The sequence below is a fragment of the Leptospira alexanderi serovar Manhao 3 str. L 60 genome, from assembly GCF_000243815.2.
Classification (GTDB): Bacteria; Spirochaetota; Leptospiria; order Leptospirales; family Leptospiraceae; genus Leptospira; species Leptospira alexanderi.
In genome coordinates this window covers 50001-73637 of sequence record NZ_AHMT02000018.1, presented here as the reverse complement: position 1 = coordinate 73637, position 23637 = coordinate 50001, and the positions used below count along the sequence as shown (strand labels likewise).

At 42.9% G+C, this 23637-nt stretch carries 21 protein-coding genes and 2 pseudogenes (1 of these 23 cut by a window edge); 6 read left to right on the top strand and 17 right to left on the bottom strand.

Annotated features, from left to right (window positions below):
* Positions 1–44: 44 nt before the first annotated feature.
* Complete coding sequence (locus tag LEP1GSC062_RS06820; protein WP_020983760.1) at positions 45–434, bottom strand: ribonuclease HI family protein; 390 nt, start codon at positions 432–434, stop codon at positions 45–47.
* Positions 431–748: a hypothetical protein gene (locus LEP1GSC062_RS06815; protein WP_020983753.1), complete on the bottom strand. Its 318-nt coding sequence runs from the start codon at positions 746–748 to the stop codon at positions 431–433. The genes LEP1GSC062_RS06820 and LEP1GSC062_RS06815 overlap by 4 nt, the downstream gene beginning before the upstream one ends.
* Positions 749–871: 123 nt before the next feature.
* Here LEP1GSC062_RS06815 and LEP1GSC062_RS06810 point away from each other — a divergent pair, with 123 nt between their 5' ends.
* The 6 genes from LEP1GSC062_RS06810 (at position 872) to LEP1GSC062_RS06785 (ending at position 7797) form a co-directional block, all read left to right on the top strand.
* Complete coding sequence (locus LEP1GSC062_RS06810; RefSeq protein WP_039941403.1) at positions 872–1639, top strand: arginyltransferase; 768 nt, start codon at positions 872–874, stop codon at positions 1637–1639.
* A 298-nt stretch (positions 1640–1937) separates the two neighbouring features.
* Positions 1938–2678 carry an SDR family NAD(P)-dependent oxidoreductase gene (locus LEP1GSC062_RS06805; RefSeq protein ID WP_039941429.1) on the top strand — a complete coding sequence of 247 codons (741 nt, stop codon included), beginning with the start codon at positions 1938–1940 and terminating at the stop codon, positions 2676–2678.
* A 29-nt stretch (positions 2679–2707) separates the two neighbouring features.
* Positions 2708–4198: an FAD-binding oxidoreductase gene (locus LEP1GSC062_RS06800; RefSeq protein WP_039941401.1), complete on the top strand. Its 1491-nt coding sequence runs from the start codon at positions 2708–2710 to the stop codon at positions 4196–4198.
* Positions 4199–4201: 3 nt separating this feature from the next.
* The gene (locus tag LEP1GSC062_RS06795) at positions 4202–5680 is read left to right on the top strand and encodes a glycosyltransferase family 39 protein (RefSeq protein ID WP_020983795.1); all 1479 of its coding nucleotides are present in this window, start codon (positions 4202–4204) and stop codon (positions 5678–5680) included.
* Between the two features lie 18 nt (positions 5681–5698).
* Entirely contained in the window at positions 5699–6832 is a 1134-nt protein-coding gene (locus LEP1GSC062_RS06790) for a glycosyltransferase family 2 protein (protein WP_020983777.1), read from the top strand.
* A 656-nt stretch (positions 6833–7488) separates the two neighbouring features.
* On the top strand, positions 7489–7797 hold the full coding sequence (locus LEP1GSC062_RS06785; RefSeq protein ID WP_004498303.1) for a helix-turn-helix transcriptional regulator: 309 nt from the start codon (positions 7489–7491) through the stop codon (positions 7795–7797).
* Positions 7798–8134: 337 nt separating this feature from the next.
* Here the strand turns inward: LEP1GSC062_RS06785 and LEP1GSC062_RS06780 are convergent, their stop codons facing one another.
* The 15 genes and pseudogenes from LEP1GSC062_RS06780 to LEP1GSC062_RS06695 all read right to left on the bottom strand — a co-directional run.
* Positions 8135–11455, bottom strand: a complete 3321-nt coding sequence (locus tag LEP1GSC062_RS06780; protein WP_010578008.1) for an efflux RND transporter permease subunit — start codon at positions 11453–11455, stop codon at positions 8135–8137.
* 6 nt (positions 11456–11461) lie between these two features.
* Positions 11462–12181 (bottom strand): hypothetical protein, encoded by a 720-nt coding sequence (locus tag LEP1GSC062_RS06775; RefSeq protein ID WP_020983809.1) that lies wholly within the window; start codon positions 12179–12181, stop codon positions 11462–11464.
* 211 nt (positions 12182–12392) lie between these two features.
* Positions 12393–13394, bottom strand: a complete 1002-nt coding sequence (locus tag LEP1GSC062_RS06770) for an efflux RND transporter periplasmic adaptor subunit (RefSeq protein WP_020983755.1) — start codon at positions 13392–13394, stop codon at positions 12393–12395.
* A gap of 10 nt (positions 13395–13404) precedes the next feature.
* Entirely contained in the window at positions 13405–14814 is a 1410-nt protein-coding gene (locus LEP1GSC062_RS06765; protein WP_010578003.1) for a TolC family protein, read from the bottom strand.
* A gap of 151 nt (positions 14815–14965) precedes the next feature.
* A complete protein-coding gene (locus LEP1GSC062_RS06760) occupies positions 14966–15343 on the bottom strand; it encodes a hypothetical protein (protein WP_020983805.1) in 378 nt (125 codons plus the stop codon).
* 179 nt (positions 15344–15522) lie between these two features.
* Complete coding sequence (locus LEP1GSC062_RS06755) at positions 15523–15900, bottom strand: hypothetical protein (RefSeq protein ID WP_425268428.1); 378 nt, start codon at positions 15898–15900, stop codon at positions 15523–15525.
* A 104-nt stretch (positions 15901–16004) separates the two neighbouring features.
* Positions 16005–18730, bottom strand: a pseudogene (gene secA, locus LEP1GSC062_RS24605) (preprotein translocase subunit SecA).
* A gap of 129 nt (positions 18731–18859) precedes the next feature.
* On the bottom strand, positions 18860–19618 hold the full coding sequence (locus LEP1GSC062_RS06730; protein ID WP_010578000.1) for a type 1 glutamine amidotransferase: 759 nt from the start codon (positions 19616–19618) through the stop codon (positions 18860–18862).
* On the bottom strand, positions 19615–20253 hold the full coding sequence (locus LEP1GSC062_RS06725) for a TlpA family protein disulfide reductase (RefSeq protein WP_020983797.1): 639 nt from the start codon (positions 20251–20253) through the stop codon (positions 19615–19617). Before LEP1GSC062_RS06725 ends, LEP1GSC062_RS06730 begins: the two co-directional genes overlap by 4 nt.
* Before the next feature lie 178 nt (positions 20254–20431).
* Complete coding sequence (lcpA, locus tag LEP1GSC062_RS06720; protein WP_039941393.1) at positions 20432–21013, bottom strand: complement regulator-acquiring protein LcpA; 582 nt, start codon at positions 21011–21013, stop codon at positions 20432–20434.
* Positions 20988–21544 (bottom strand): annotated as a pseudogene (locus LEP1GSC062_RS06715) (DUF4416 family protein). The gene lcpA and the pseudogene LEP1GSC062_RS06715 overlap by 26 nt, the downstream one beginning before the upstream one ends.
* Before the next feature lie 9 nt (positions 21545–21553).
* Complete coding sequence (locus LEP1GSC062_RS06710; protein ID WP_010577996.1) at positions 21554–22567, bottom strand: YheT family hydrolase; 1014 nt, start codon at positions 22565–22567, stop codon at positions 21554–21556.
* A 21-nt stretch (positions 22568–22588) separates the two neighbouring features.
* Positions 22589–22945 (bottom strand): hypothetical protein, encoded by a 357-nt coding sequence (locus LEP1GSC062_RS06705; protein WP_010577995.1) that lies wholly within the window; start codon positions 22943–22945, stop codon positions 22589–22591.
* A 15-nt stretch (positions 22946–22960) separates the two neighbouring features.
* Positions 22961–23554, bottom strand: coding sequence for an ATP-dependent Clp protease proteolytic subunit (locus tag LEP1GSC062_RS06700; RefSeq protein ID WP_002630765.1), 594 nt, complete (start codon positions 23552–23554; stop codon positions 22961–22963).
* Positions 23555–23572: 18 nt separating this feature from the next.
* Positions 23573–23637, bottom strand: partial view of a septum formation initiator family protein gene (locus LEP1GSC062_RS06695; protein WP_170875461.1) — the final stretch only. 391 nt of this gene lie beyond the right edge of the window; 65 of the gene's 456 nt are visible here — the last part of the coding sequence; the start codon falls outside the window, past its right edge; the stop codon is at positions 23573–23575.

Sequence of the window (23637 nt, the reverse complement as noted above, 5' to 3'; positions counted from 1 at the left end):
GGACATAGAACGGAATTCCACACGAAAGAGAAAATAATTGGCTCTTATTTTTGAAAGGCTTCGTTTGCGAGTTTATCTGCGACCGAATTTTTTTCACGAGGAACATGGGTAATTTGAAAATTCTGTAAGGAAGAAACAAGTTTGTCCACTTCCTTTTTGTATTCCAGAAGATTAGGATGTTTTACCTTATACTTTCCGCTGACCTGCCTGACCACAAGCTCCGAGTCCATATACACATGGATGGTATCGAACTTCCTTCGAATACACTCCTCCAAACCCTTTTTGAGAGAAGCCCATTCCGCCACGTTGTTGGTGGTTTCTCCGATACGTTCGGAGATTCTGAATTCTTCCTTGTCGCCTTTATATGCCACGATTCCAATCGAAGAAGGTCCCGGATTTCCCTTGGATGCTCCATCGCAAAAAATGGAGATCAAGATTTTTTTTCCCCGGAAAAAAGGCCGATCACAAACCGAATCGGCTTACAGACGATCAGATAGACAAGTAATAAGCCGACTTTTACGATTCCGCTTAAAAAGACCAAAACGAATTCCAAAACGCAGTTCGTAAAAGAATAAAAAGCCTCCGGTTGAACCAAAGTGAACACGAAAGAAACCAATCCGAGTCCTAGGAGAATAAATTGAAGGATTGTGTTTTCGATCAAAAAACAAATCAGACTGACGATCGTAAAAAATAAGGCGACACGAAGGCCGCGTTTTTTTACTTCGAAGTTCCTAAAGAGGTTATACATCTGAAAATTCCGAATCTTGTACGTAATTCGTATTAAAAGCCATACTGAAAACAACCGTCTCTTTCGTCGAGTTTTCCCTAAAAAACTTTACGAGTCCGACACGGTTTGTCATCATCTCCTTAAATGATCCGGCATGAACTCCAAAACTTTGTGAATTCTCTTCCAATCAGTCCCGAGAGGAGTTGTTCTTACTACCCGGATCGTTTGAGCCAGATTCAATATCTTCCATTTCAAGGAAAGATTGAAAAGAATAACTTGCAGTTTTTTTTCGATTCCGGCTTTCGAAGAACCGGAAACGTTCTCTATCGAACTTCTTGTAACGATTGCCACGAATGTCTGAGTTATCGAGTTCCTTTGAATCAATTTGTTCCCAGCCGAAATCGGAAGAGACTTTTAAAAAAGAATTCGGATCTTGTGGTTCGTTTCGGATCTCCCAGTTTGACCGCAGAGAAAGAAATTCTCTACCTACGTTATCAAAGATCTCGTTATCAAAGTTTTGTAATCGGAGAATCGGATCAGGAACTTTTGGAAGGAATGCGTTGGAATCTTTTCGGGTATCCGGAAAATTCTTTAGAGATGACTCTTAGTTTAGATGAAAAAATTCTCGGTTTTATGATCTTAGACTCCGCATCCGATTCTCTTTCCGCAGTATATTCGGTCTATGACCCGGATTATCCGGATCGTAGTCTGGGAAGTTTTGCGATTCTTTATTCCATCCTTTACGCAAAAGAACTGGGAATGAAATACTATCACCTCGGTTATTTTCTTCCGGGACATCCGGATATGGACTATAAAAAGTATTGGACTCCCTCGGAAATTCGCGAACTTGATACGAATGATTGGATCGGCTTCGGGGAATTCCAAAAAAAATACGCCGATTTCCCCTGGTAAATGTCCCAAAACCCAACTTCCTATTTTCACAAAACCTTATTTCAAGACGAGAAAAGACTACTGAAAATACATAAACTTATCTCAAAACCCGAAGAGAAATTATGATTTTTAAATCGCCAATAATAAAACGCGATTCATTATTACGCCTCCTCGGGAGTTTCTAGGTTTGTAAATCGTCTTTTCACAGTTAAGCTAGTAGTTCCTGCAACTCTAAAGTTTTGGGATAAGTTCTTTCTAGAAGAATTCTTCCTTTAAATCATACTTGTCAGTTCCGTTTCTTTCCATAGAACGGATGAATATGGCAAAAAAAATCGTCGTCGTCGGTGCATCTAGCGGTATCGGAAAAGAATTAGCAATTCTCCTCTTGGAGCAAGGACATACGGTCACTCTCGTAGCCCGTCGTGATAAGGAATTGAAAGCAATCGCGGCTCCGTTTAATTCGCCCGGTAAAACAAACGCATTCGTTATCAAACAAGACGTCACCAACTTTGATCAGGTCGACTCCGCGTTTCAAAAAGCGGTCAAGTCCATGAAAGGTATCGACGAGATTTATTATGCTTCCGGAATTATGTACGATATTAAACCGGATGAGTTCGATCTTGAAAAAGACATCGCCATGTTAAATACAAATCTTCTGGGTTGTGTGGCATGGCTCAATTCCGCAGCGGTTCTTTTTCAAAAACAAAAAAGCGGAAAGATCATTGGGATCTCTTCGATCGCAGGAGATCGTGGAAGAAGAGGCAATCCAGTTTATAATACTTCCAAAGCGGGAATGAACACGTATCTCGAAGCTCTTCGAAATCGTCTTTCGATGTTAGGCGTTCAAGTTCTCACCGTAAAACCCGGCTTTATCGACACTGCTATGACTCGGGGCATGAAAGGTCTTTTCTGGCTTATCTCCGTGAAAGAAGCGGCGACCATCATCGTCAAAGCGGCCGACTCCGGTAAAGAATGTGTCTATGTTCCGGCCCGCTGGGGACTCGTGGGTTTGATTATTCGTTTGATTCCATCTTTCCTTTTTAAACGTCTTTCTATTTGAACGAACCTAAATCGATCAAAGGTAATACTATGGCAAGGGCATCCAAAGCTTCTCCGAAAAAGAAAACTTCTGCAAAAACTTCGAAAGCGGCAAAAAAGTCTCCGATTGAAATAACTCTTCCGTCTCCAAGCAAAGTGGAAACTTGGGGGATGAACCATTATTCGCTTTCACCCGTCTTTTTTCCGGAAAAGGAAGAAGACTTTAGGGATCTTTTCTCTTACGCAAACAATAAAGGGTTAAAGTTGACGTTTCGGGGAGGAGGTTGCAGTTACGGAGACGCAGCCACAAATACCAAGGGAGCGGTGATTGATATTTCCAAGTACAATCGAATTTTGGAATTCAATTCAAAAACGGGAATCATCAAAGCGGAATCCGGAGTTACGATCAAACAACTTTGGGAATTCGGAATCGAAAAAGGTTACTGGCCTCCGGTCGTAAGCGGAACGATGTTTCCTACTTTAGGCGGCGCCTTATCGATGAACATCCATGGAAAGAATAATTTTGCGGTGGGTTCGATCGGCGATCACGTCCTTGAGTTTACATTTATGATTCCGAACGGAAAGGTCTTCGTCTGTTCCCGTAAAAAGAATCAGGAACTTTTTTTTGCCGCAATCTCCGGCTTTGGAATGCTCGGAGTTTTTTTGAACGTAACAATCCAACTGAAAACTATCTACGCGGGAAAAATGAAAGTATGGCCCGTGGTCAGCAAAAATCTGCAGGATATGTTCGACTACTTCGAAAGGGAATATAAAAGCGCGGATTATCTCGTAGGTTGGGTCGACGCATTCGCATCCGGAAATTCTCTTGGAAGAGGACAGATTCACAAAGCGGTGCATCTGAAGAAGGGAGAAGATCCGGACTTTCCTGAAAATTGTAAATTAGAAAGACAGAATTTACCAAGCACATTTCTGGGAATTATCCCTAAGTCTTGGATGTGGTTGTTTATGATTCCCTTTGCTAATAACTTGGGAATGAGGCTCGTCAATTTTGCAAAATTCTTTTCCGGTTATTTGACGAACAACAAACCGTATCTTCAAGGTCACGCGGAATATGCGTTTTTATTGGATTACGTTCCAAATTGGAAGTTCATGTATAAGCCCGGCTCCATGATTCAATACCAGAGTTTCATTCCCAAGGAGAATGCGGTGGATGCTTTTTGTGAAATTCTAAAGATCTGCCAGAAGCGGGGAATCGTTACCTGGCTTGCCGTATTCAAAAAACATAAACCCGATCCTTTTCTTCTCACACACGCATTGGACGGTTATTCGATGGCTATGGATTTTCCCGTGACTTTCGGAAATAGAAAAAAACTTTGGGAACTCGCGGGTGAGTTAGACGAAATCGTGTTGAAGTTCGGAGGAAAATTTTATTTCGCGAAAGACAGCACTCTCAGACCGGAAACCGTTCAAAGAGCGTTTCCGAAAAAAAATCTGGAAACGTTTCATTCTTTGAAAAGGAAATTCGATCCGAAAGGGATTTTGGAAACCGATCTCTACAGAAGAATTATGGGAATCTGGTGATCTATGAGCCGATTGAATGCGCTTTTGGTAGAAATTAAAAGAAATAAAGATCTGAAGGTTTTTTTATTCCTGCTAGGATTAGGCGCATTCTTTCGATTCTTTCGTTTAGATCTGCAAAGCCCCTGGGAAGACGAACTTTTTTCAATCCGGGCCTCTTCTGAGACTTCATTCAACAATCTTTGGAATTGGATGAAGAACGATCCGCATCCACCGTTGTACCAAACGCTCTTGTATTTCTGGTTTCAACTCTTTCAACCTACGGTTTTTGTCGGAAGATTGTTCAGCGCGATCGCGGGTATATTCGTTCCTCTCTCGTTTTATGTTTTTTCACCGCGTGACTTAAATGCAAGAATCAAAATTTCCGTCGTGGCCTTCCTAAGTTTATCCACGGGGCTCATTTATTATTCCCAGGAACTCAGGTCTTATAGTCTTTTGGTTTTGTTTAGCACGATTCAACTTGCAGTTATTTTAAAATCCGTCTACGAAAACCGAAAAGAAAAAGATCTCCGTACATACTGGAGTTTATTAGGAATTTCTTTATTAGCATCTTATACTCATTTTTTCGGATTCATCTGGTCCGCTTCCGTTTTTCTTGGAATTTTTATAACGAAGTGGATTTTTACAAAAAAATTTCCCAAAGTGGAATTCTTTTTCGGGATCTTATTCGGAATTTTATTTATTCCGGTTCTTTATCTATTGTTCAATTCGGATAAGATCGGAATCGCTTCGTGGATTCCGGAGGCGGGTTTAACCGCGTTTCTAGTTTTTTTCGATTTGATCTTTCATTCCGGAATTCTAAAAAAGTTTATTCCTGGAATTGTGGCTTCTTTAGCCTTACTCGCAGGTTTTGTTTCCTTTTATTTTCCAAAGAATCAAACGGAGTCCGTTCTTTTGGAACCGGATCATAAAAAATCCGTGATTTTACTCGGAATCATCTTTCTGATTTTTTCCGCCGTCCTTGGGATTCTTTCTCTGATTCAACCCTTAATTACGGCTAGAAATCTTTTAGTCACCGCCCCTACTTTGTATTTTTTGATCACTACTGGTTTTTCCCTATTCCCGATCTATAAAGGAAAAAGACTCGAATCGATTCTAATTCTAATTTCCATCGTTTCCCTTTATTATTTTACCCGATCCTACTACAAACCCTTTAAGGAACAGTGGAGGGAAAGTTCTCAATACATCATCTCTATGGTTCGGGATCGTCCCGAGGAGTTTACTCTTCTCTGCTCTTCTCATGTGTACAACATGGAATATTTCTTAAAAACGGCAAAAATTGAGGGAGTAATTCCAAAAATTTATACGAAGAAAGAGGTTGATCTTTTCGTTCACGATCCAGCAAGAAAGAATCTAGTGATCTTGGAAACCTCTTGGAAATATTTGAATTCGGAAGATATAGATTCGTTATTCACACAGAAAATATTCGATCGAAAAGATCAGTTGTTCTACGGAATGAGAGTCATCACCATCCGTAAAAGGTAATTCTCTAAATCTGAAATTATGAAGAAAAAAAACGTCACTTACGTAATCCCTTGTTTGAACGAGGAAAAAACCCTTCCTCTCGTTTTGGAAAAACTTATTCGGCTCAAAAAGGAATTAAAACAATACAACGTGGAAATTCTCGTCTCCGATAACGGAAGCGAAGACAAATCCGTATCGATCGCTAAAAAATACGGCGCGAAAGTCGTTCATTGCAAAGAAAGAGGATACGGAGCCGCGCTCAATTTCGGAATCACAAATGCAAGCGGGGAAATCGTTCTGTTTGCGGACGCGGACGACACTTACGATTTCTTGGAATCTCCCGCACTTCTTGCGGAGATGGAAAAAGGCGCGGAGTTTGTAATCGGTTCCCGTCTGGATGGATCGATTCACAAAGGGGCAATGCCTTTCCTACATCGTTATCTGGGAACTCCAGTAATCAACTGGATCATCAATTTATTATATTCTAAAAAAGGAAATCGTGTCAAAGACGCAAACTCCGGCTTTCGGTGTTTTTTGAAAAAAAAATATCTGGAATGGGAGGTTGAAAGTACCGGAATGGAGTTCGCATCCGAGATGCTTGTCAAAGCGCTTCGAAGCGGAGTCAAACTTTCCCATGTCCCGATCAGTTTGTATCCGGACGTAGAGGGAAGAGTTCCTCATTTGAGAACTTGGAGAGACGGAATGAGACATCTTCTGCAGATTCTCATCCATTCTCAACAGCTTTTTTATTATACGGGTTTTATGCTTTTCTGGATCGGCTGGGCGTTTACGATCTTGGGTTATTTTACTGGAATTGTCGCAATCGGCCCCTTCCATATCTTCGGGATCCATTCTCTCACCGTTTTCCTTCTGGTAGCGACATTCGGACAGACGATCTGGGCAATTGGCTTATTTCTCGCGGCTCGTAAAACACCCGAGTTAAATTTTTATTCCAGATTAAATCTCTTATCCGAGGATCTTCTTTTCTGGTATTCGGCGAGAATGATTTTATTCGTAGTTTTACTTTTCGCGTTCATCTTGTTCCGCTGGTGGAAAAATTCCTTTCAAGTTCTCGATTTGGAAAAAGAAATTTTGATGATCAGTTTTCTAAGCGTTCAAATCCTGAATTTAATCGGACAAACGATTACGGCGCACTTACTAAAAAGAACATAATAACTTCATTCGATGATGTGGTGTTATCCCAAAAAATAAACTGAAAATAAGTATTGGATCGAAAGTAATGGGATAGAGTTTGCATCGAGGCATTTGTGAAAACTCTTCGAAGCGAAATCAAACTTTCCCGTGCCCCGATCCATTTGCGCCGGGGTCCCATCGGAGAACTTGACAACTTTTAATCCATATCAGGCTAAGTAACTCCTAGTGAGAACACAAATGCCTAATTTTTTTCGGTGTAGATCGGAATTTCCCTTTCATTTACAAACTTGCACAAATCTTACATTCTCTGAATCGGAGAGATCTCTTTAAAAACGAATGGTTCCCGCATTTTCGGAGACAAAGGACAAATACTATTGTACCGAATTTTAAGGATCAGCCTACGTTTCTTTTAAATTCGAATTGAATTTTATACTGAAAGCAAAAACTTGAACTTTCGGAAGGATTGATTTTTTAAACCGAATTACAAATTGCTTTTCGCTTTAGTGAATTGAAATCCATTCTATAAAATTCCAAGTTTACAATTGCACCATTCTATAATCTTAAAAGTTTCAAAGATAATCTAAATTCGTAAATCCAGTATATAAACCCGTATGTTTGTCATGAAAATATCCCATTTTGGTATATTCTATTCCAGGATGTAGAATTTCTACGTTTTGTTTAAGTCCCTTCATTCACGCGAAGCGAAGATTTTTTGCAAAAATCTAATCGCTGCCAGAAAAAACGCAGACCTCACCCAGCTTGAGATTGCAAAACGTTTGGGTGAACCTCAGTCTTATATTTCGAAAATCGAATCCGGTGAAAGGCGACTCGACGTTATCGAATTCTGGAGAATCTATAAAATTCTCGGTAAATCTTTCGAGTTTTACTTTCAATTTGATGAAAAGCCGGAAGGTTCCGATAAAAGGTCTAAAACTCTCAAGGCGGCCAGTAGTAAGCGCAAAAAAAAGCGTCCTAAGTTCTAAATCTTACGTGAGTTCGGCGTAAGAAATCCAGGATTCATTTTTCTGTCGGAATTTGAACTTTGTAAATCTATTTTCTTAAAATGTGAGTACATACAACAAATCGCGATTTTAAGAACAAATTCTGTAAATAGAGACTCCTACTTTTAGAAAATTCTTTTTCATTTTCTTACGCCGAACTGAACTACGTTAATTCTACATTTTCGTTGTAGAGAATGATTTTATTTTTTCTTCGTAACGGAAACGTTAGGCGAGAATTTTAGAATGCGGTAAAATCGCCGCTCGGTCGAAATCCAACCGGCGGCGAAATCTGCCAAGGTCTATTTCTTCTTAGGCTTTTTCACCTTTGCGGACTTGGCTTTTTTTCATTCTTTTCGTCACGAACCTGGGTCACAGATTCTTCTTCGTAATCAATCGTAGAATAAATTTCATCCGGATGAGGTGAAGCATAATCCCCGCTGCTTAAGCCCTTGGAAGCAAAATGTGAACCTTTTTTCAAATCCTCTTCGGTTCCCATGATGAGAATATAAAGACTCGGCATCACGGTTAAGACTAAAAACAACGCGGAAGCCAATCCTCCTACCATCACCGTCGCAAGTGGTCTCTGCACGTCGGAACCCACACCCGATGCCATCGTCGCGGGAATTAGTCCCAACAACGCAAGTAACATCGTCATCAATCGAGGTCGAAGCTGAGTAACCGCGGAAAGAATCGCGGATTCTCTGACTGACATCATGATATCGTCGTGCCGCAGGTGATTTGCCTTCGAGACAAACAATATTCCCGCCATCGTTGCAATTCCAAAAAGGGAAATAAAACCCACACCGGCGGATACGTTGAAATAATATCCTCGAGCAAGTAACGCATAAATTCCTCCCAAAAGAGAAAGAGGAATACAAGAAAGCGCGACGATCACGGATCTGAGATCTCGGTACAGCATAAACAGAAGCCCAAAAATGATTCCGATCGTTACCGGAATCACAATCGCAAGTTGTTTTCCTACGCGTGCGAGGTTTTCATACTGTCCCCCATAGCGAACTTCAAATCCATCCGGGATCTTCACTTCTTTCTTCACTCTTTCCTGGAGTTCGGAAACAAAACCGCCTTGATCTCTTCCGCGCACGTTCAAACGAACCGTAATCGTTCTTTTTCCGTCCTGTCTAAAGATCATCGTTGGAGAATCCTCTTGAGTGATATCCGCCAACTCCGAAAGAGGAATCCTTTCCCCCTTGGGTGATATGATCGGAATGTTCGCGATCTCTCTTGCAGATTGACGATAGTCTTTCGCAAAACGAACCGCGATTCCGAACAACGCTCTCTCTTTCGGAGGAGTGTCCATTGGGCCTTCGTACAAATAACTGATCGGTTCCATACCGACCGCCGCCTCGATCACGTCTTGAATATCGCTGATATTGATTCCGTAACGCGCCGCTACGGCTCGTTTGAGGCGGATCACAAGTTGAGGAGCCGGACCTTCCTGTTCGATTCCGTATTCGCTCGCTCCTTTCATCTTGGAAACGATATCCAGAATCTGTTGCGCAATATGACGCATCTCTTTTAAGTCCTGTCCCGATACGAAAACCGCAAGATCTGCGATCGTTCCCATAATCGCCTCGGAAAGGTTGTCCATAATCGGCTGGGAAAAACTCACCTTCACACCGGGCAATCCTTCCTCAAGATCGTTTCGCATTCGGATCAGAAGTTGTTCTTTGGTGATCTTCTCGTGCCAGTTTTTATAATCTTTTAAACCGACATAGACTTCCAAACGGTTCGGTGGAAGCGGGTCCGTTCCGTCGTCGTTCCTTCCATACTGGGAAAGAATCATATTCACCTGTTCGTTGCTATAGATGATCTTACGAACTTTTGGAACAAACTTCTTCGCTTCGGGAAGGGAAATCCCGACGGGGAAATACAAACGCAGAGTAAATCCCCCTTCGTCAAGAGAAGGAAGAAACTCCGTTCCGAGAGACATCATTCCGACGATCAAAAGCCCGGTCACTCCGGTAAAAGCGATCGTTACGACTCGTTTCGAACGTTCTACGAGATAGTGTACGATCTTTTCGTATTTTCTTTCCACCCATTCGTAAACGGGATTATGCCATTCGATCGGTCCCGGATTCTTTGATTCGAAATATCTTCTGTAGAAATAAGACATCAATACCGGAACGACCGTCATTGTGAACAACAAGGCTCCGAAGATAGCGAACGACAATGTAAACGCCATCGGCTTAAAGAGACGTCCCTCGATTCGTTCAAAGGAAAAGATCGGAAGATAGGCAAGAATGATGATGAGAATCGCGAAGAGAACTTCCGTTCCCACCTCGGTCGCGCAATCGTATGTGAACCGAATGATTCCTTTTTGTTTTTCGGCGGGAGTCGCATTTTTATAACGACGCATGATGTTTTCGACCATCACGACCGCGCTGTCCACGACGATCCCAAAGTCCACCGCTCCGAGAGAAAGAAGGCTCGCGGAGATCCCGGAAGCGTTCATCATCGTAAACGAAAACAAAAGCGCAAACGGAATCGTAGCGACTACCACGATAGAGGCTCGTAAACTTCCGATAAAAAAGATGACGACCAAACTCACGACCGCGATCCCTTCGAGCAAGGTAGTTCCGACCGTTCTCAAAGTGTATTTTACGAGATCTCCTCGGTCGTATGTGTTTCTAAGTCTTGTGCCGTCCGGCATATAACGCTCGTTGATTTCTTGAACCTTGGCGCGAACCCGATCTCCAAACGCATTCGGTTCCACCCATCTTCTCATCGCGACCAAACCCTGCACTGCGGAATCCACGTCGATCAGACCTTCCTGATCGTTTTGAACCGTATAACCCAAAACCCCACTCGGAATCGGATGCGAGATTTCCACGGAACCGATGTCTCTCACAAAAACCGGAACCCCGTTCACGGTTTTGACCACGATGTCTTCGATATCTTCGGGAGTACGAATCGCTCCCAAGGAACGAATCGGAAGGGATTGTTCCCCTTGTAAGAGAAAGTTACCACCCGTATTTAAGTTATTACTTTTGATCGCGTCGATCACATCGCCAACTGTGACGTTATACCGGATCAGTTTTTCGGGAGAAGTCACTACGTGGAACTGTTTCGGCAAGCCCCCGAACGTCACAACGTCAGCGATTCCGGAAACCTGAAGCAACTTCGGAATCACGATCCAATCTTGGATGGTTCTGAGTTCCATCGGAGTATGATTTCCCGTAGTAGACTCGACCACGTAACGATACACCTCGCCCACGGGAGAACTCATCGGCGCGAGAGTCGGACTCACTTCTTCCGGAATGACCGCGTCGCGCACCTTTTCCATCAAACGCATACGAGCGAAGTAGTCGTCCGTTCCTTCTTCGAATACGAACTGAAACACCACAAGACCGTTGATGGTTCTGGATCTTCTTACGATTAAATTCGGAGTAGAATGAAGAACGCGCTCGATCGGCATCGTTACCCTTTCTTCCACTTCCAAAGTCGCTTTTCCCGGAAACTTTGCGACCAGACGAACCTGAGTATCGGCGATGTCCGAATATGCTTCTTTTCTAATATCAAGCCAGGACCAAACCCCGACCGCTAAGAGCAGAACGGCTGTCGCTAACGTAAAAAATCTGTAACGAAGCGCCGTTTCAATAATTAAGTTTAAAACTTTCATAGATGATTATCTCGTATCAAATAAATAGCCGACTTGAATGAGCAACTGAGGATTTTTATAATCCCCTTTGCCGATCCCACCTCCGAGTTGGAGGAAAAAATTACCGAGCAAAAAATCGTAGGCCAGCCCCACGTATTGCTGATTCAAATGAACTTTTTGTCTGTCACGGCTTTCGTATTCGAGATATAAGGCCAAATCCGGATTCTGCTCCGTAACATAGGAACGAATGATCAAGTCCTCGTAGGTAGGATCTCTGTGACTGTATCCCGGAAAGGAAGAGCCTGACGGATAAGAATTCTGTCCGCCTCGGCCGATTTCCGGCTCAAACGGATCTACTTGAAACTTTCCGAATACAAGAGAAATGCTATGTGCAATTACGGGAGTTTTCCAAAAACTATAACCGATATCTACCTGACCTCCCCACCAATGAGAATTCCATTTCCCTCCGGAAACGCGTAGAACAACGTCCTTGTAATAATAACCGAGATTGAGATTGATACCTCCGGGAGAACCGACGCTCGCACCATATACAAGAAAGTTGGTCGATTTAGGAAGAGGTTTTCCTTTTAGAATATCCTCACCCGATTCTTCTTTGCCGATCCTGGTCTTTTTATCCGGATCTTCCGTCCATTCGGGGGAAGGATCATCGGACTTGGAATTGTATTTTTGAGTTTGGGCCAGAATAGATACATTCAAAAAAAATAATATTACAAGAGTTTGTCCCAAAAGTCGGACAGACTCTCGCAGCTTAATCTTTTTGATATAGCAATATAAAAACCTGTCCCAAAACTGGGACAGAACCTTACAGCTTAATCTTTCTGATAAAGTATAGAACTCAATGCCTTCGCTCTCTATTGGTCGCTCGGCAGGTTTTAGGACGAGCTGTAAGCTTTTAAGATGAGCTGTAAGTAGGACTAAGAATTTCAATTTTCTCATATTAAAAACCGAAACTCAATCCTTTCAAAAGGATCGAACCTTGAACGACCACTCTGTCACCTTTGGACAACCCTTCGATTACGTTTACGCGATCCATGGTGGAAATACCTAAAGTCACTTCACGTCTGACAAACTCGTGCGGAGATTCTTCCACAAAAACGTAATTTTGTCCTTCCACAGTTACGATCGCGTTGAAAGGAACGACGACCGTATTCCCCGCGGTGTCTTCGGGGAACTTCACGTTAGCGAACATTCCCGGTTTGAGTTTATATCCCGTGTTGGAAATCACGATACGAACCTTAACCGTTCTCGTCATAGGATCTACGTTATCCCCGAGGGCTTCGGCGATTCCGGTCCATTCTTCGTGCGGAAAAGAGGAAAATCGGACTTTGACCCGTTTCCCTTTTTTTAATTTGGAAAGCTGTGATTCGGGAACGTCGCTGATGATCCAAGCACTCTGTGCGCCCGATTTTCCGAGCAGAGCCGGATTCAAACCGACCGCACGAAGTTTTCCTTCGTATTCCGCGAGTTCAGCCTGATCGTTGTTCTGTTGTGTTTCGGCCTCTATCAGATCCTTTTCAGTCGCCACTCTATGTTTGAACATGTCCTTGATCCGTTCGTAATTTTTTATCGAACGGGCGAGACTGTTTCGAGAGTGAACGTAACCAACGTAAAGATCGTTCAGGTCCGAAGATTCAAAAAGAATGATTCTTTCTCCTCCGCTTACCGAAGGAGAAGTGGAAGCGATCAAACGAGCCGGAGCGTCCACGTTGATAAACTCTCCGTCCTTTCCGATCTCCTTTGTTTTGATGATTTCAAGACCCGGACTGTTTTCCTTGAATTCGATTTTTTCTCCGTTTTCTAAAATGATCGGTTTGCTCGGAGGAAGTTTCGTTTTCTTATCTCCTCGGCCGGATAAGGCCAAAATTGCGATGGAAACGATTGCGATGACAGCGGCCGCCCCGGTGATTAAAAGTGTTCTTCTGGTAAAATGTATCTTCATATCGGCTTCCTCACTTTTCTTCCGCGGCCGGTTGGGAGAGTTTTGGGATAAGAACTCCCTGCCCCACAGAAAAATTAACTCCTTCGATCGCGTCCATCCGATCGGTCTGCAGTTTTAGCATTTCCACAACACTGGAACGGTAGGTTTCAAAAAAATCCGTAAATTCCAATATTGTAATATAACGTTTTTCGTAACTGAGAATCATGTCCTTGGAAAGATCCGTGTATTCCTTCGTATACGTGTTTCTGAACTTTTTGTAGAGTTCGTCCTTGAGTCTCGCGGTTTCGATGGAAACGGCGACCTCGTTCTCCACTTCCAAAAGGGTGTTTTTGAGTTCCTGTTTTCTGGAGAGAATCGCTTTTTCCGACGCTTTGATGTTTCCCTGATTTCTGTCAAAGATCGGAATATTCAACTGAGCGGTGATCCCCCAATAATTTTGGAAGGCAGTTCCCCCTCTGTTGTACATCGGACCGAAAGCAAGATCCGGAATCGCATTTGCGTGTTGTAATTCCAAGTTGGCTTCTTCGTATCGAAGTGCCTGAATCGCTTTTTTAAGATCCGGTCTTTTGTTACGGGCGAGTTCTAAGAGTTCGTCCCTTTTCAACTTTCCCGGTTCTAGATTGTCGAGCTGATTCTCAACGATCATCGGAACGATTTTCACGTCCGCGCTCCGGAAAGAATCGTCATTTAACAAAACACGGAGATCGGCTTCTCTTTCCAAAATTCGAATATTCAATTCTTCTCTTTCTTTTTTGAGAAAGAAATAAAGAGCCTTCAGACGGAGCACTTCCGCTTGAAGAATCGCCCTTCTTTTATAACCCATTTCAGCGGAAGTAACCGTTCTTCCCAAGGCTTCCAAACTCTGATCGTAAAAGGAGATCGCTTGTCTATAGTAGTAGATCGCATAGAAGAGTTTTCTGAGTTTACTTACGAGTTCCCGCGCAAGATCATAAAACTCCTGTTCCCCCATCCTCGCGTTGAGTTCGGCGACGCGGACCCTTTTTCCGATCTTGCCACCGAGCAAAAACAACTGCTGGATCTGAACGACGGTTTGACCCGAACGGGTAAAATCGAAATAACGCTGCGTCGGTTCGGCGAAAATACTCTGATCGATGAAGATGTTCGGATTCGCATAGAGTCCGGCTTGTTCGATTCCGGCCTTGCGGGCGTCTATGTTAAAGCGCGAAGCAAGGAGAAGTAAGTTGTTTTTCCAGAGTTTCTCCTCTGCGGTTTTCAAATCCAAGGTTCTTTCTTTGTCCGATGAAACCTCGGAAACCTCGCGTTGGATCGGATTTGGAGACTGGTTCGGGGATTCGGGAATGCCCAATCCTGGATCGGATCCGGTCGAAGATGGATTGTTTCCCTCCGACAGAATCGGAACCATCCATAAAAGAAGTAAAAATGTGAAAATCTTTCTCATAGGTTTCTCAAGAATGATTGTTTGCTGGTCCAGTGTACAATTCTCCGCGTTTGCATTTATTTTTCCCTTTTTCTTTGCGTACGAATCAATCCGTAACGAAAGAATTATCTACATTTGAATTCCGGAAAGTATGTAGTCCGGAAGAAAAAAATCAAACTGTCGGAGGTGGTAAATTCAGAAGGAGAGAAGATAATAAATAACTAAAATGGGTCTTAGGTGCGTTGAACTTTCCGGAAAAGAAGTGAACTTCCGTCTTGGAAAGTTCGAAAAAACCGGAGAATACGAGATCTAAAAAGTCGTAACGTCCTCTCAGACAAGCTGCAAGATCTCTAGCTTCGATACCGGATTGAATTTCGGAACGCGTTTTACGATGCGATTGATTTTGAATCTTTTTCGCAAGAGCGAAATGAATTTCTCCACCTCGAACGTCTAGAAATGCAAGATCAAAGGTTCCATCTTCCTCGCACGGCAATATGATCACCGCGGTCAGTACAAGAATCAGCAATCGATGGATCCAACGGATCTTCATTAAGTCCCACGATTCTAAAGTAGGCATAGGCTTACAAACGTTTTTCGATTTTTAATATTTAAAAAGACTCATCCGCCCAACTTTCGGGATTTATAAGATCTTCTCGAAAATCTATTACTTTGTCTTGGAAGGCCGTTTCGCAATATATGATAGCTATTTTTGAGATAAATTCTAATAAGTCATGGGGCTACATGCTCTACACGCACTACCGTTCCATTTCGCATTAAAACTCTAATTTCCAAATCCGGCTTTGCGCCGGGCTTGTAACGACTGATTGGCCGAGTATAAACAAATGCTTCGATGCTGTTGGTTCTAAATTGAATCCGATCAGGATTTCCTAAGAATTCCTTCACAAAAATTCTATTTTGTCCCTGTAATGTATCTTTGATCTCGGATCTCAATCTAAGATTCTTTTCGATTTCAGGATCCAAAGCGACAGATTCAGAGATTTGAGTCCGGTTCGTTTCGATTTGAGAAGATTCCTCCGTTTTTTCAGAACCTATCAGTTGCTTGAGAACAAGTTTCTCACACTTTTCCCGATCTCCGAAGGTTTCCATACAATCGGCGTAGATCTGTTTCGCCGACCCCTTTTGGGGCGCAGTGGTACAGGAATTCAGAATTCCCGATCCGCAAACCAAAACAAACGTAACAAGACGAAACTTCAGCGCTTCCGTCTCCGGCTCGTCTTTCTTTCGGTTCCTCCTCCGGAACTGGTCGTAACAGTTACGGTCGCTCCGTTAGAACGAGTGCGGTTGGGAGCTCCACCCGAAAGTTCTTGAAATCCTCCGGTAACTTCTTGCCCTACTTTTTTATATTCCCGCCTTTCTTCCGGTGGTTTGGAATTTTCCGATACTTCTACACGGAAAAGAAAGTTTACGACTTCGTTTTTTAGGTTCTCAATCGCGACATCGAACATTCTAAAACCTTGAAGTTTGTATTCCACGAGAGGATTTCTTTCGCTATAACCTACGGTCCAGATTCCTTCTCTCAAATGATCCATGGAGTAGAGATGTTCTTTCCAACGATGATCCAAGATATCTAAGAAAATATTTCTTTCTAGAAGTTTCCAAATATCCTTACCGATACTTTCGCCTCTACCTTCGTATTTCTGTTTCGCGGCCTCATTCACTTTTTCAAAAAGAGCAAGTTGAGGATTTTTGGTTTTTTTAAAATCTTCTTCGCTGATTTCTAAGTTTAGCTCCAGACCTTCCAGCCATTCTTTTAAAGACTCCAGATTCCAACCGGAAGGATTGTTTCCCTCGCAGTGGGCAACAATCTGATTCTCCACCGCCTCTTCAATAAAACTCAAAATCAAAGAGGAAATATCCTCATTTTCGAGAACTTCGTTTCTCATTTTGTAGATTACGATTCGCTGACGATTCATTACATCGTCGTATTCGAGAAGATGTTTCCGGATATCAAAGTTATGCCCTTCCACTCTCTTCTGAGCGCGTGCGATCGCGTTACTCACCATTTTACTTTCTATCTCTTGTCCTTCCGGCATATTCGCCCATTTCATAAGTCCAGAGATTCGATCCGATCCGAAAATTCTCATAAGATCGTCTTGAAGAGATAAGTAAAAACGACTGGAACCAGGATCCCCCTGACGACCGGAACGACCTCGGAGCTGATTATCGATCCGTCTCGCCTCGTGCCTCTCAGTTCCGAGGATATGAAGACCGCCCGCGGCCAAAACGTCTTCGTGATTTTTTTCCAAATCTTGACGGACCCGAGAATTTCGGACGCACGTTTTTGCTTCGCAGAAGAATCCATCTTCTGAATCAGCGACTCCGCATTATCCAATTCCTGTTTTAAAATCGACTCCTTAAACTGTCTTACAAGATCGTCATCTTCCTTCCAGGTTTCGAGGTTCTCCTTATAAAGCTGCGCGCCCCCGAGAACAATATCGGTTCCCCTTCCCGCCATATTCGTTGCGATTGTAACCGCTCCCGGTTTTCCCGCATTGGCGACGATCTCCGCTTCCCGCTCGTGAAATTTCGCATTCAATACGCTGTGCTGAATTCCCGCGGATGAAAGCATTCTAGAAAGAACCTCCGATTTTTCAATGGAGATCGTTCCCACGAGAACCGGTTGTTTTTTAGATTGAAGTTCCCGAATTTCGGCAAGAATTGCGTCGAACTTTTCCTTTTCCGTTCTATATACGCGATCGGGAGAATCTTTTCTTCGAACCGAAACGTTAGGCGGAATTACAATCACATCCAGATCGTAGATTTTCCTAAATTCCTCCGCTTCGGTGTCGGCGGTTCCCGTCATACCGGCAAGTTTATCGTACATTCTAAAATAATTCTGAAACGTAATCGAAGCGAGAGTCTGGGACTCTTTTGCAATTGTAACACTTTCCTTGGCCTCAAGCGCTTGGTGAAGTCCGTCGGAATATCTCCTTCCCGCCATCAAACGTCCAGTAAATTCGTCTACTATGATAACCTCTCCGTTTTGAACAACGTAGTCCACGTCCTTCTGAAAGATTTTATGCGCTTTCAAAGCCTGGTGAACGTGATGTACGAGATCCACGTTTTCCGGAGCGTATAGGTTTTCGATCCCCAGAATTTCCTCCACGTGGGAAACCCCCTTTTCGGAAAGAAGAACGTTACGCGCCTTTTCATCCACCTCGAAATCTTCGATTGCGACCAACTTAGGTATAATTTTATTGATACGAACGTATTTATCGGTGGTCTCGTCGGAAGAACCAGAAATGATCAGAGGAGTCCTCGCTTCGTCGATCAGAATCGAATCGACCTCATCTACGATTGCGAAGAAATGGGATCTCTGAACTTTGTGATCCTTGTGGGAAACCATGTTGTCTCTTAGATAATCGAAACCGAATTCGTTGTTGGTTCCGTACGTAATATCCGCGGAATAAGCGATCTTTCTTTGTTCGTGATCCATATCGTGTTGAATCACTCCCACGGAAATCCCGAGGAAATCATAGATCGGCTTCATCCAATTCGCATCCCTCTTTGCGAGATAGTCGTTTACGGTGACTACATGAACCCCCTTACCCGCTAAGGAATTGAGATAAACCGCGAGAGTGGAAGTCAAAGTTTTACCTTCCCCGGTTTTCATTTCGGCGATATTTCCTCTGTGAAGAGCGATTCCTCCCATCATTTGAACGTCGAAATGTCTCATCCCCATCGTGCGCAAGGAAACTTCCCGTACCGTCGCAAAGGTTTCGGGAAGAATCGAATCCAAAGATTCTCCCCGAGCAATCCTCTCGCGAAACATTTGCGTTTGAGAAGAAAGCAGAGAATCGCTCATCCCTTTCATCTCTTTTTCCAAAGAATTGATCTGTCCGACAATCGGGATGAGTTTCTTTAAGTCTCGTTCGAATTTACTTCCGAGGATCACCCGGAGAATGCTCTGAATCATATTCATTTTTCCGTATATTCTATCATTTGAATCATTTCTTTTAAGATTATCAAGTCCAAACCCAATCCGAAAGAAGTTCGCAAAGGTCCGCTCCAAACCTTAGCGACTTTCGAATTCCGCTAAGTTTAATCATTCGCTTCCGGCCGCAACGAAGTCGGGGCTTTGTGGAATGAGAACGGACCGATCTGTTGCAGAATCGGGTGTAAGGTCGAGGATCGCTCCGAAAATTCTGCGCCCAACGTTCTCCATTTGAGACCTCAAAACCTCCGTTTCAGGTCCGGGAACCCAACCTGCGGAACGGATAAAATCCGAATGTACCATACGCCACACCTTGAGCATAGAAGCCGTAACTTCCATATGACACTGAATTCCGAAAATTCGATCCTGAAAGGAAAACATCTGATTGGAATACATCTCGCTCTTTAAAAGATGTTTTGCCCCTTGTGGAATCGAAAATACATCTTCGTGAAGATGAAACGCGGGAAAGGAAGTGATTCCATCGAATACAAGATGAGTAGGTTCCCGAACTTGAACGTCGTAAAAACCTACTTCCGGTCCTTTCTCACCCCGTCGGACTTCCCCGCCGAGTGCTTTGGAAATAATTTGTGCACCGAGACAAATTCCGATCACTTTGCGGTTAGGCACCGATGCCGCGTAACGTATTAAATTTAGCCAAGGCTCGAAAAAATGAACGAGTGCCGGATCCATAACGGACTGAGGCCCTCCGAGAAGAACGATCAAATCGAAAACCAAATGTGCGTCGGGAAACGGCTGTATCCTCGAATCGTATGCGTTGTGATAGGTGATTTTATAATTTCTTTCCTTTAAGGAATCGAGTAGAATACCAGGCCCCTCGCAATCCTTAAATCGAACGATCAAACTCCTCATGAAGATCCCGCCATCCTTTTGAAAAAAAGAACTTTTTGATCCACGCTTAACCTTTGCAGGTTCGCCTCTTCGCTGATCGGTCCTATAAAATTGTAATAGAGTACGAAAGGTTTCGTTTTAAAAAGAAGGGTTTCAGGAGTCCCCGTAACGATAGAATCCGTTCTACTCACCCGAAACGGTTTTTTCATAAGAAGCGTCGGAACTTGGATTCCGTACTTACGAATCTCTTCCTTGACCAAAGGAATCCCCTTGGTCAATAGTTCCTCTTCCGACATCGTTTCCGCTTCATCGAAAAACAAAGTCGGATCCACTGCCATATAAAATTGAATCTTAGGATCTTTCTGCATATCCTGGTAGAGATAGTTGAGAGCGGGAATTTCTTTGATACAAGGAACACAATTCGGTCCGTAAACGTTTAAGACCAACCGAGCCGCTTTGACTTCGGAGAGACGAACCAGTGTCCCGTCCAAAGTAATTCCCTGGAACTCCTGAATCCCCAAATTAGGTTGTTCCGACAATGCACAATGAATCACCAATATGCAAAAAACAAAACAGAGAAGAATCCGATTCATCAAGTACGCATAACTTCCTGAGAAAAAAGAAGAAATAATACGGAAATGGGGTTCCGAGTTCATGGATAATACCAAAAGAAAGCCTAACAGATGGAAATTCAAGGAATAAAATCAAAGGTATCCTTTCTATCGAATTACCTTTTTTCCACTCCCCTTCTGCGAAAACCAGTTTAAACGAAAGATGCTCTTCCGATTTTCTAAATAAACTTTCAAAGTGAAAAACAAAGATAATTTTTTTCCATCATTTTTCCGGAGGAAGTACAATATAACTTAAATTGATCTTTGTTTTTTCCACTCCTTCAAAAAGAGAGGAACTGAACTTGAACTCCAATTCCGCGGGAAAGATCATATTTGTATAAGGATAAGAACCGAGACGGTTTTCTTTTTTCAATTTGTCCTTAATGATAGAACCTAAATATTGAAACGAACCGATCCAGTCTTCCCCCATTTCAAACCCTTCCATCCTTTCCACGGTCCCGGAAAAATTCATGGTCGCATAGTAAGAATCCTGAATCGCCCTGGACTCGGAAGGAGTCAGCTTTCGATTGAACCGAATGAGAAAACCTGGAGTTTCTCTCGCATGAAAGTAAAGGTAGTTAGCAAACTTTTCCCAAGTATCCGGCTTTTTGATGTGAGGAATTTCCACCTTGTAGTGATGATCCTTTTCCACAGGTTCGAGACACTCCCCGGTACGATTGAAATGATCGCAGAGAGTGACAGAAGCTATTTCCAGTTGCACGGGTACGCAAGCTCCCAAAAAAGACAACAGGTAAAATACGAATGCAAAAAAAAGAATATTAGGTTTTACTGATATTTTGAACATAGGATTCTCTCAAACTCGTAAAAAAATAGACCACTTCCGGCGTTTTGAAAAAGGAAGGCGCCGTTTCACGATAGACCATTTTTTGTTTTTGATAGTTGTAAACCGTTTCGGCATATACTCCGTTGAATAGATAAATCCTATGGAAATCGTCTTGGACACTCGAGATCACAACGGAATGGTTGCAAAGATACCCCGGGAAAATACGAACGCCCCTATCTTTTTCAATTGCGGCGTTTTGAATCGAGAGACATTCTTTCTGAATGGAAGGAAGTTCTTCCCTATGAATTCTTCTTTTGAAAGAAAGAATTTTAGTGTGCCTTCCAAATGACTGATTCCAAAGTTCCTCGTCCGGATCCTTCCAAACAGGCATCGAGTTACTTTCATACAAAGTTGCGGAAAATTTTTTTCGGTCTTTGTTTTGATGGAATAGAACATTTCCGCATCCTCGTAAACGACCACGATAAAAAAAGCAGCTCCGGGTGGTTTGGCCAATTTTCCCTTGGCAGGTATATTCTTCTTTGAGGAATTCATCGATTCAAATCAGCTTCCAGAATTCGTTTTCGAATCGAAATAATCCAGAATTATTTTATTCAACCACCTTCCATCCGGAATTTCCGGGGTTGGATCCGTCAAAAATCCCACATGCCCGCCTTTGGGACTGAGAATGGTTTGGATTTGAGGAAGTTTATCCCAATGAATCGCTTCCCAATCGAATGGAGGAACGACAGGATCGTCTTCGGAATGGATTATGATTCCCGGATGACGGATATTAGGAATGTATCGAATGCTCGAACAGTCTTGATAATACTCAGCCGCACCCTTATATCCGAAAAACGGAGCGGTGACCTGATCGTCAAACTCGAAGAGTGTTTTTACTCGAAACGCGTTTTTTTCCAGTTCGGGTGGAAGTTGAATGACTTTGTTTTTGATCTTCTTGCGAAACCCGGACACAAACCGATCCCTATAAAACCTTGCCTCTTTCGAATCAATAAATTTACAACCTTTGAAAAGATCTAAAGGAGGATTTGTGGAAGAAAAAACTTCCACTTTGTGATTTCTTTTTTCTCCGAGATACTTTAAAACTAGACTCGCCGAAAGAGAAAAGCCGGAAAGAAAAATCCTATGAGATAACTTCTTCCAAACGAAATCGATGACGTCCTGAACGTCTTTCGTTTGACCAATGTTATACGTTCCCTTGGAAAATCCCTGTCCTCGCCCACAGTTTCTGAGATTCATTCGAACACACCCGTAACCTCTGAGCAAGGCACTCTGCGCGAGACTCACCAAATACGCACTGTCGGAAGTTCCCTCCATTCCGTGAATCATTACGAGATAGATTCCGTTCCAAACCGGACCCGAAGAAGAATAATGAGCGATCGGAGGATTGTGCTCCAACCAGAGAGCATCTCCCGAATTGTCCGAAAGTTGTAAGAGGATATCCTCAAAATAAAACTTACTTCTGAGACGGTTTTCGGGAGGAAAGAAAGTACTGTAAACGGTCTGAAGGTGTCCGCTTTTAAAGAATCGTTTTGGTTTGAAGGATTGGAAACCCATAAAAGACGTCTAACGTTCCTATTAGAGTCCTTGAAAAAATTCGTCCCAATCTTCCATCTGTTCTTTGTTGATACGAGAGTTTTTTTTCGCGAACTTATGAAGTCTTCTTAAAAAATCAGCTCCTCGTTTTACGATAGCCGGATCGTTCGGATGCATATCGGAAAGATAAAAATTTACGAACTCGTCGAGTTCGAAAGAACCTATGTCCTTCAAAAGAACTTCTTCCTGAGTCTCTTCTTCTCCTTCTAAGAATAAAAGGGAAGAGAATTCCAGAAAGAGTTCGCTTAAGTTTTGATCCTCTTCCGGATTTCTGCCTTTCTGATGCGGAGAAGCTAAAAATTCTTTTAAGAACTCCTCTAAGGATAACGTCTTAGACAAGGGAAAAAATTCCGATTAATTAAAATCGATTTTTGTAGCGAGTTTGTCTACGATTCCGTATCGGATCGCTTCTTCCGCGTCCATGTAGTAATCCCGATCCGTGTCTTCTTCCAATTTGGAAACCGGATGCCCACAAGCGTCCGCAAGAATCTGATTCAACTTCGCTTTTGTCTTGAGAATTTCTTCCGCGTGGATCTTTAAATCGGTAGCAGGGGCTACGATCTGTCCTCCAATACTCGGTTGGTGAATCATCACTTTTCCGTTCGGCCAAATGGAACGTTCACCCTTTGTTCCCGCCGCAAGAAGAACCGAACCCATAGAAGCCGCCATTCCCATACAAACGGTGTGAACGGGAGAAGAAATCATTTTGATCGTATCGAATACGGTCATTCCGGAAGTCACGACACCACCGGGACTATTGATATAAAATGTGATCGTTTTTCCCGGATCTTTCATTTCCAGGTAGAGAAGCTTTCCGACCAAGTCTTTGGATGATTCGTCGGTTACCGGACCCCAAAGAAAAATCTTTCTGTGGTCGAGGAAATTTTTGGAAATTTTACTTCCTATGAGTTCTTCGAATACTTCCGTGACTTTTTCTATTTCTGGCATTCCTGAACCTTTCCTTTACTAGTTGGTAAAGTCCAGTTTCTTCTTCCTCATTTTTATGAAAACTCCAATACAAGTAAAACTAG

What these genes read in the sequence shown, in the direction of transcription:
- LEP1GSC062_RS06815 (WP_020983753.1), bottom strand. Translation starts at nt 748, where the DNA reads ATGTATAACCTCTTTAGGAACTTCGAAGTAAAAAAACGCGGCCTTCGT.
- LEP1GSC062_RS06810 (WP_039941403.1), top strand. Translation starts at nt 872, where the DNA reads ATGATCCGGCATGAACTCCAAAACTTTGTGAATTCTCTTCCAATCAGT.
- LEP1GSC062_RS06805 (WP_039941429.1), top strand. Translation starts at nt 1,938, where the DNA reads ATGGCAAAAAAAATCGTCGTCGTCGGTGCATCTAGCGGTATCGGAAAA.
- LEP1GSC062_RS06800 (WP_039941401.1), top strand. Translation starts at nt 2,708, where the DNA reads ATGGCAAGGGCATCCAAAGCTTCTCCGAAAAAGAAAACTTCTGCAAAA.
- LEP1GSC062_RS06795 (WP_020983795.1), top strand. Translation starts at nt 4,202, where the DNA reads ATGAGCCGATTGAATGCGCTTTTGGTAGAAATTAAAAGAAATAAAGAT.
- LEP1GSC062_RS06790 (WP_020983777.1), top strand. Translation starts at nt 5,699, where the DNA reads ATGAAGAAAAAAAACGTCACTTACGTAATCCCTTGTTTGAACGAGGAA.
- LEP1GSC062_RS06780 (WP_010578008.1), bottom strand. Translation starts at nt 11,455, where the DNA reads ATGAAAGTTTTAAACTTAATTATTGAAACGGCGCTTCGTTACAGATTT.
- LEP1GSC062_RS06770 (WP_020983755.1), bottom strand. Translation starts at nt 13,394, where the DNA reads ATGAAGATACATTTTACCAGAAGAACACTTTTAATCACCGGGGCGGCC.
- LEP1GSC062_RS06765 (WP_010578003.1), bottom strand. Translation starts at nt 14,814, where the DNA reads ATGAGAAAGATTTTCACATTTTTACTTCTTTTATGGATGGTTCCGATT.
- LEP1GSC062_RS06760 (WP_020983805.1), bottom strand. Translation starts at nt 15,343, where the DNA reads ATGAAGATCCGTTGGATCCATCGATTGCTGATTCTTGTACTGACCGCG.
- LEP1GSC062_RS06755 (WP_425268428.1), bottom strand. Translation starts at nt 15,900, where the DNA reads ATGGAAACCTTCGGAGATCGGGAAAAGTGTGAGAAACTTGTTCTCAAG.
- LEP1GSC062_RS06730 (WP_010578000.1), bottom strand. Translation starts at nt 19,618, where the DNA reads ATGAGGAGTTTGATCGTTCGATTTAAGGATTGCGAGGGGCCTGGTATT.
- LEP1GSC062_RS06725 (WP_020983797.1), bottom strand. Translation starts at nt 20,253, where the DNA reads ATGAACTCGGAACCCCATTTCCGTATTATTTCTTCTTTTTTCTCAGGA.
- lcpA (WP_039941393.1), bottom strand. Translation starts at nt 21,013, where the DNA reads ATGTTCAAAATATCAGTAAAACCTAATATTCTTTTTTTTGCATTCGTA.
- LEP1GSC062_RS06710 (WP_010577996.1), bottom strand. Translation starts at nt 22,567, where the DNA reads ATGGGTTTCCAATCCTTCAAACCAAAACGATTCTTTAAAAGCGGACAC.
- LEP1GSC062_RS06700 (WP_002630765.1), bottom strand. Translation starts at nt 23,554, where the DNA reads ATGCCAGAAATAGAAAAAGTCACGGAAGTATTCGAAGAACTCATAGGA.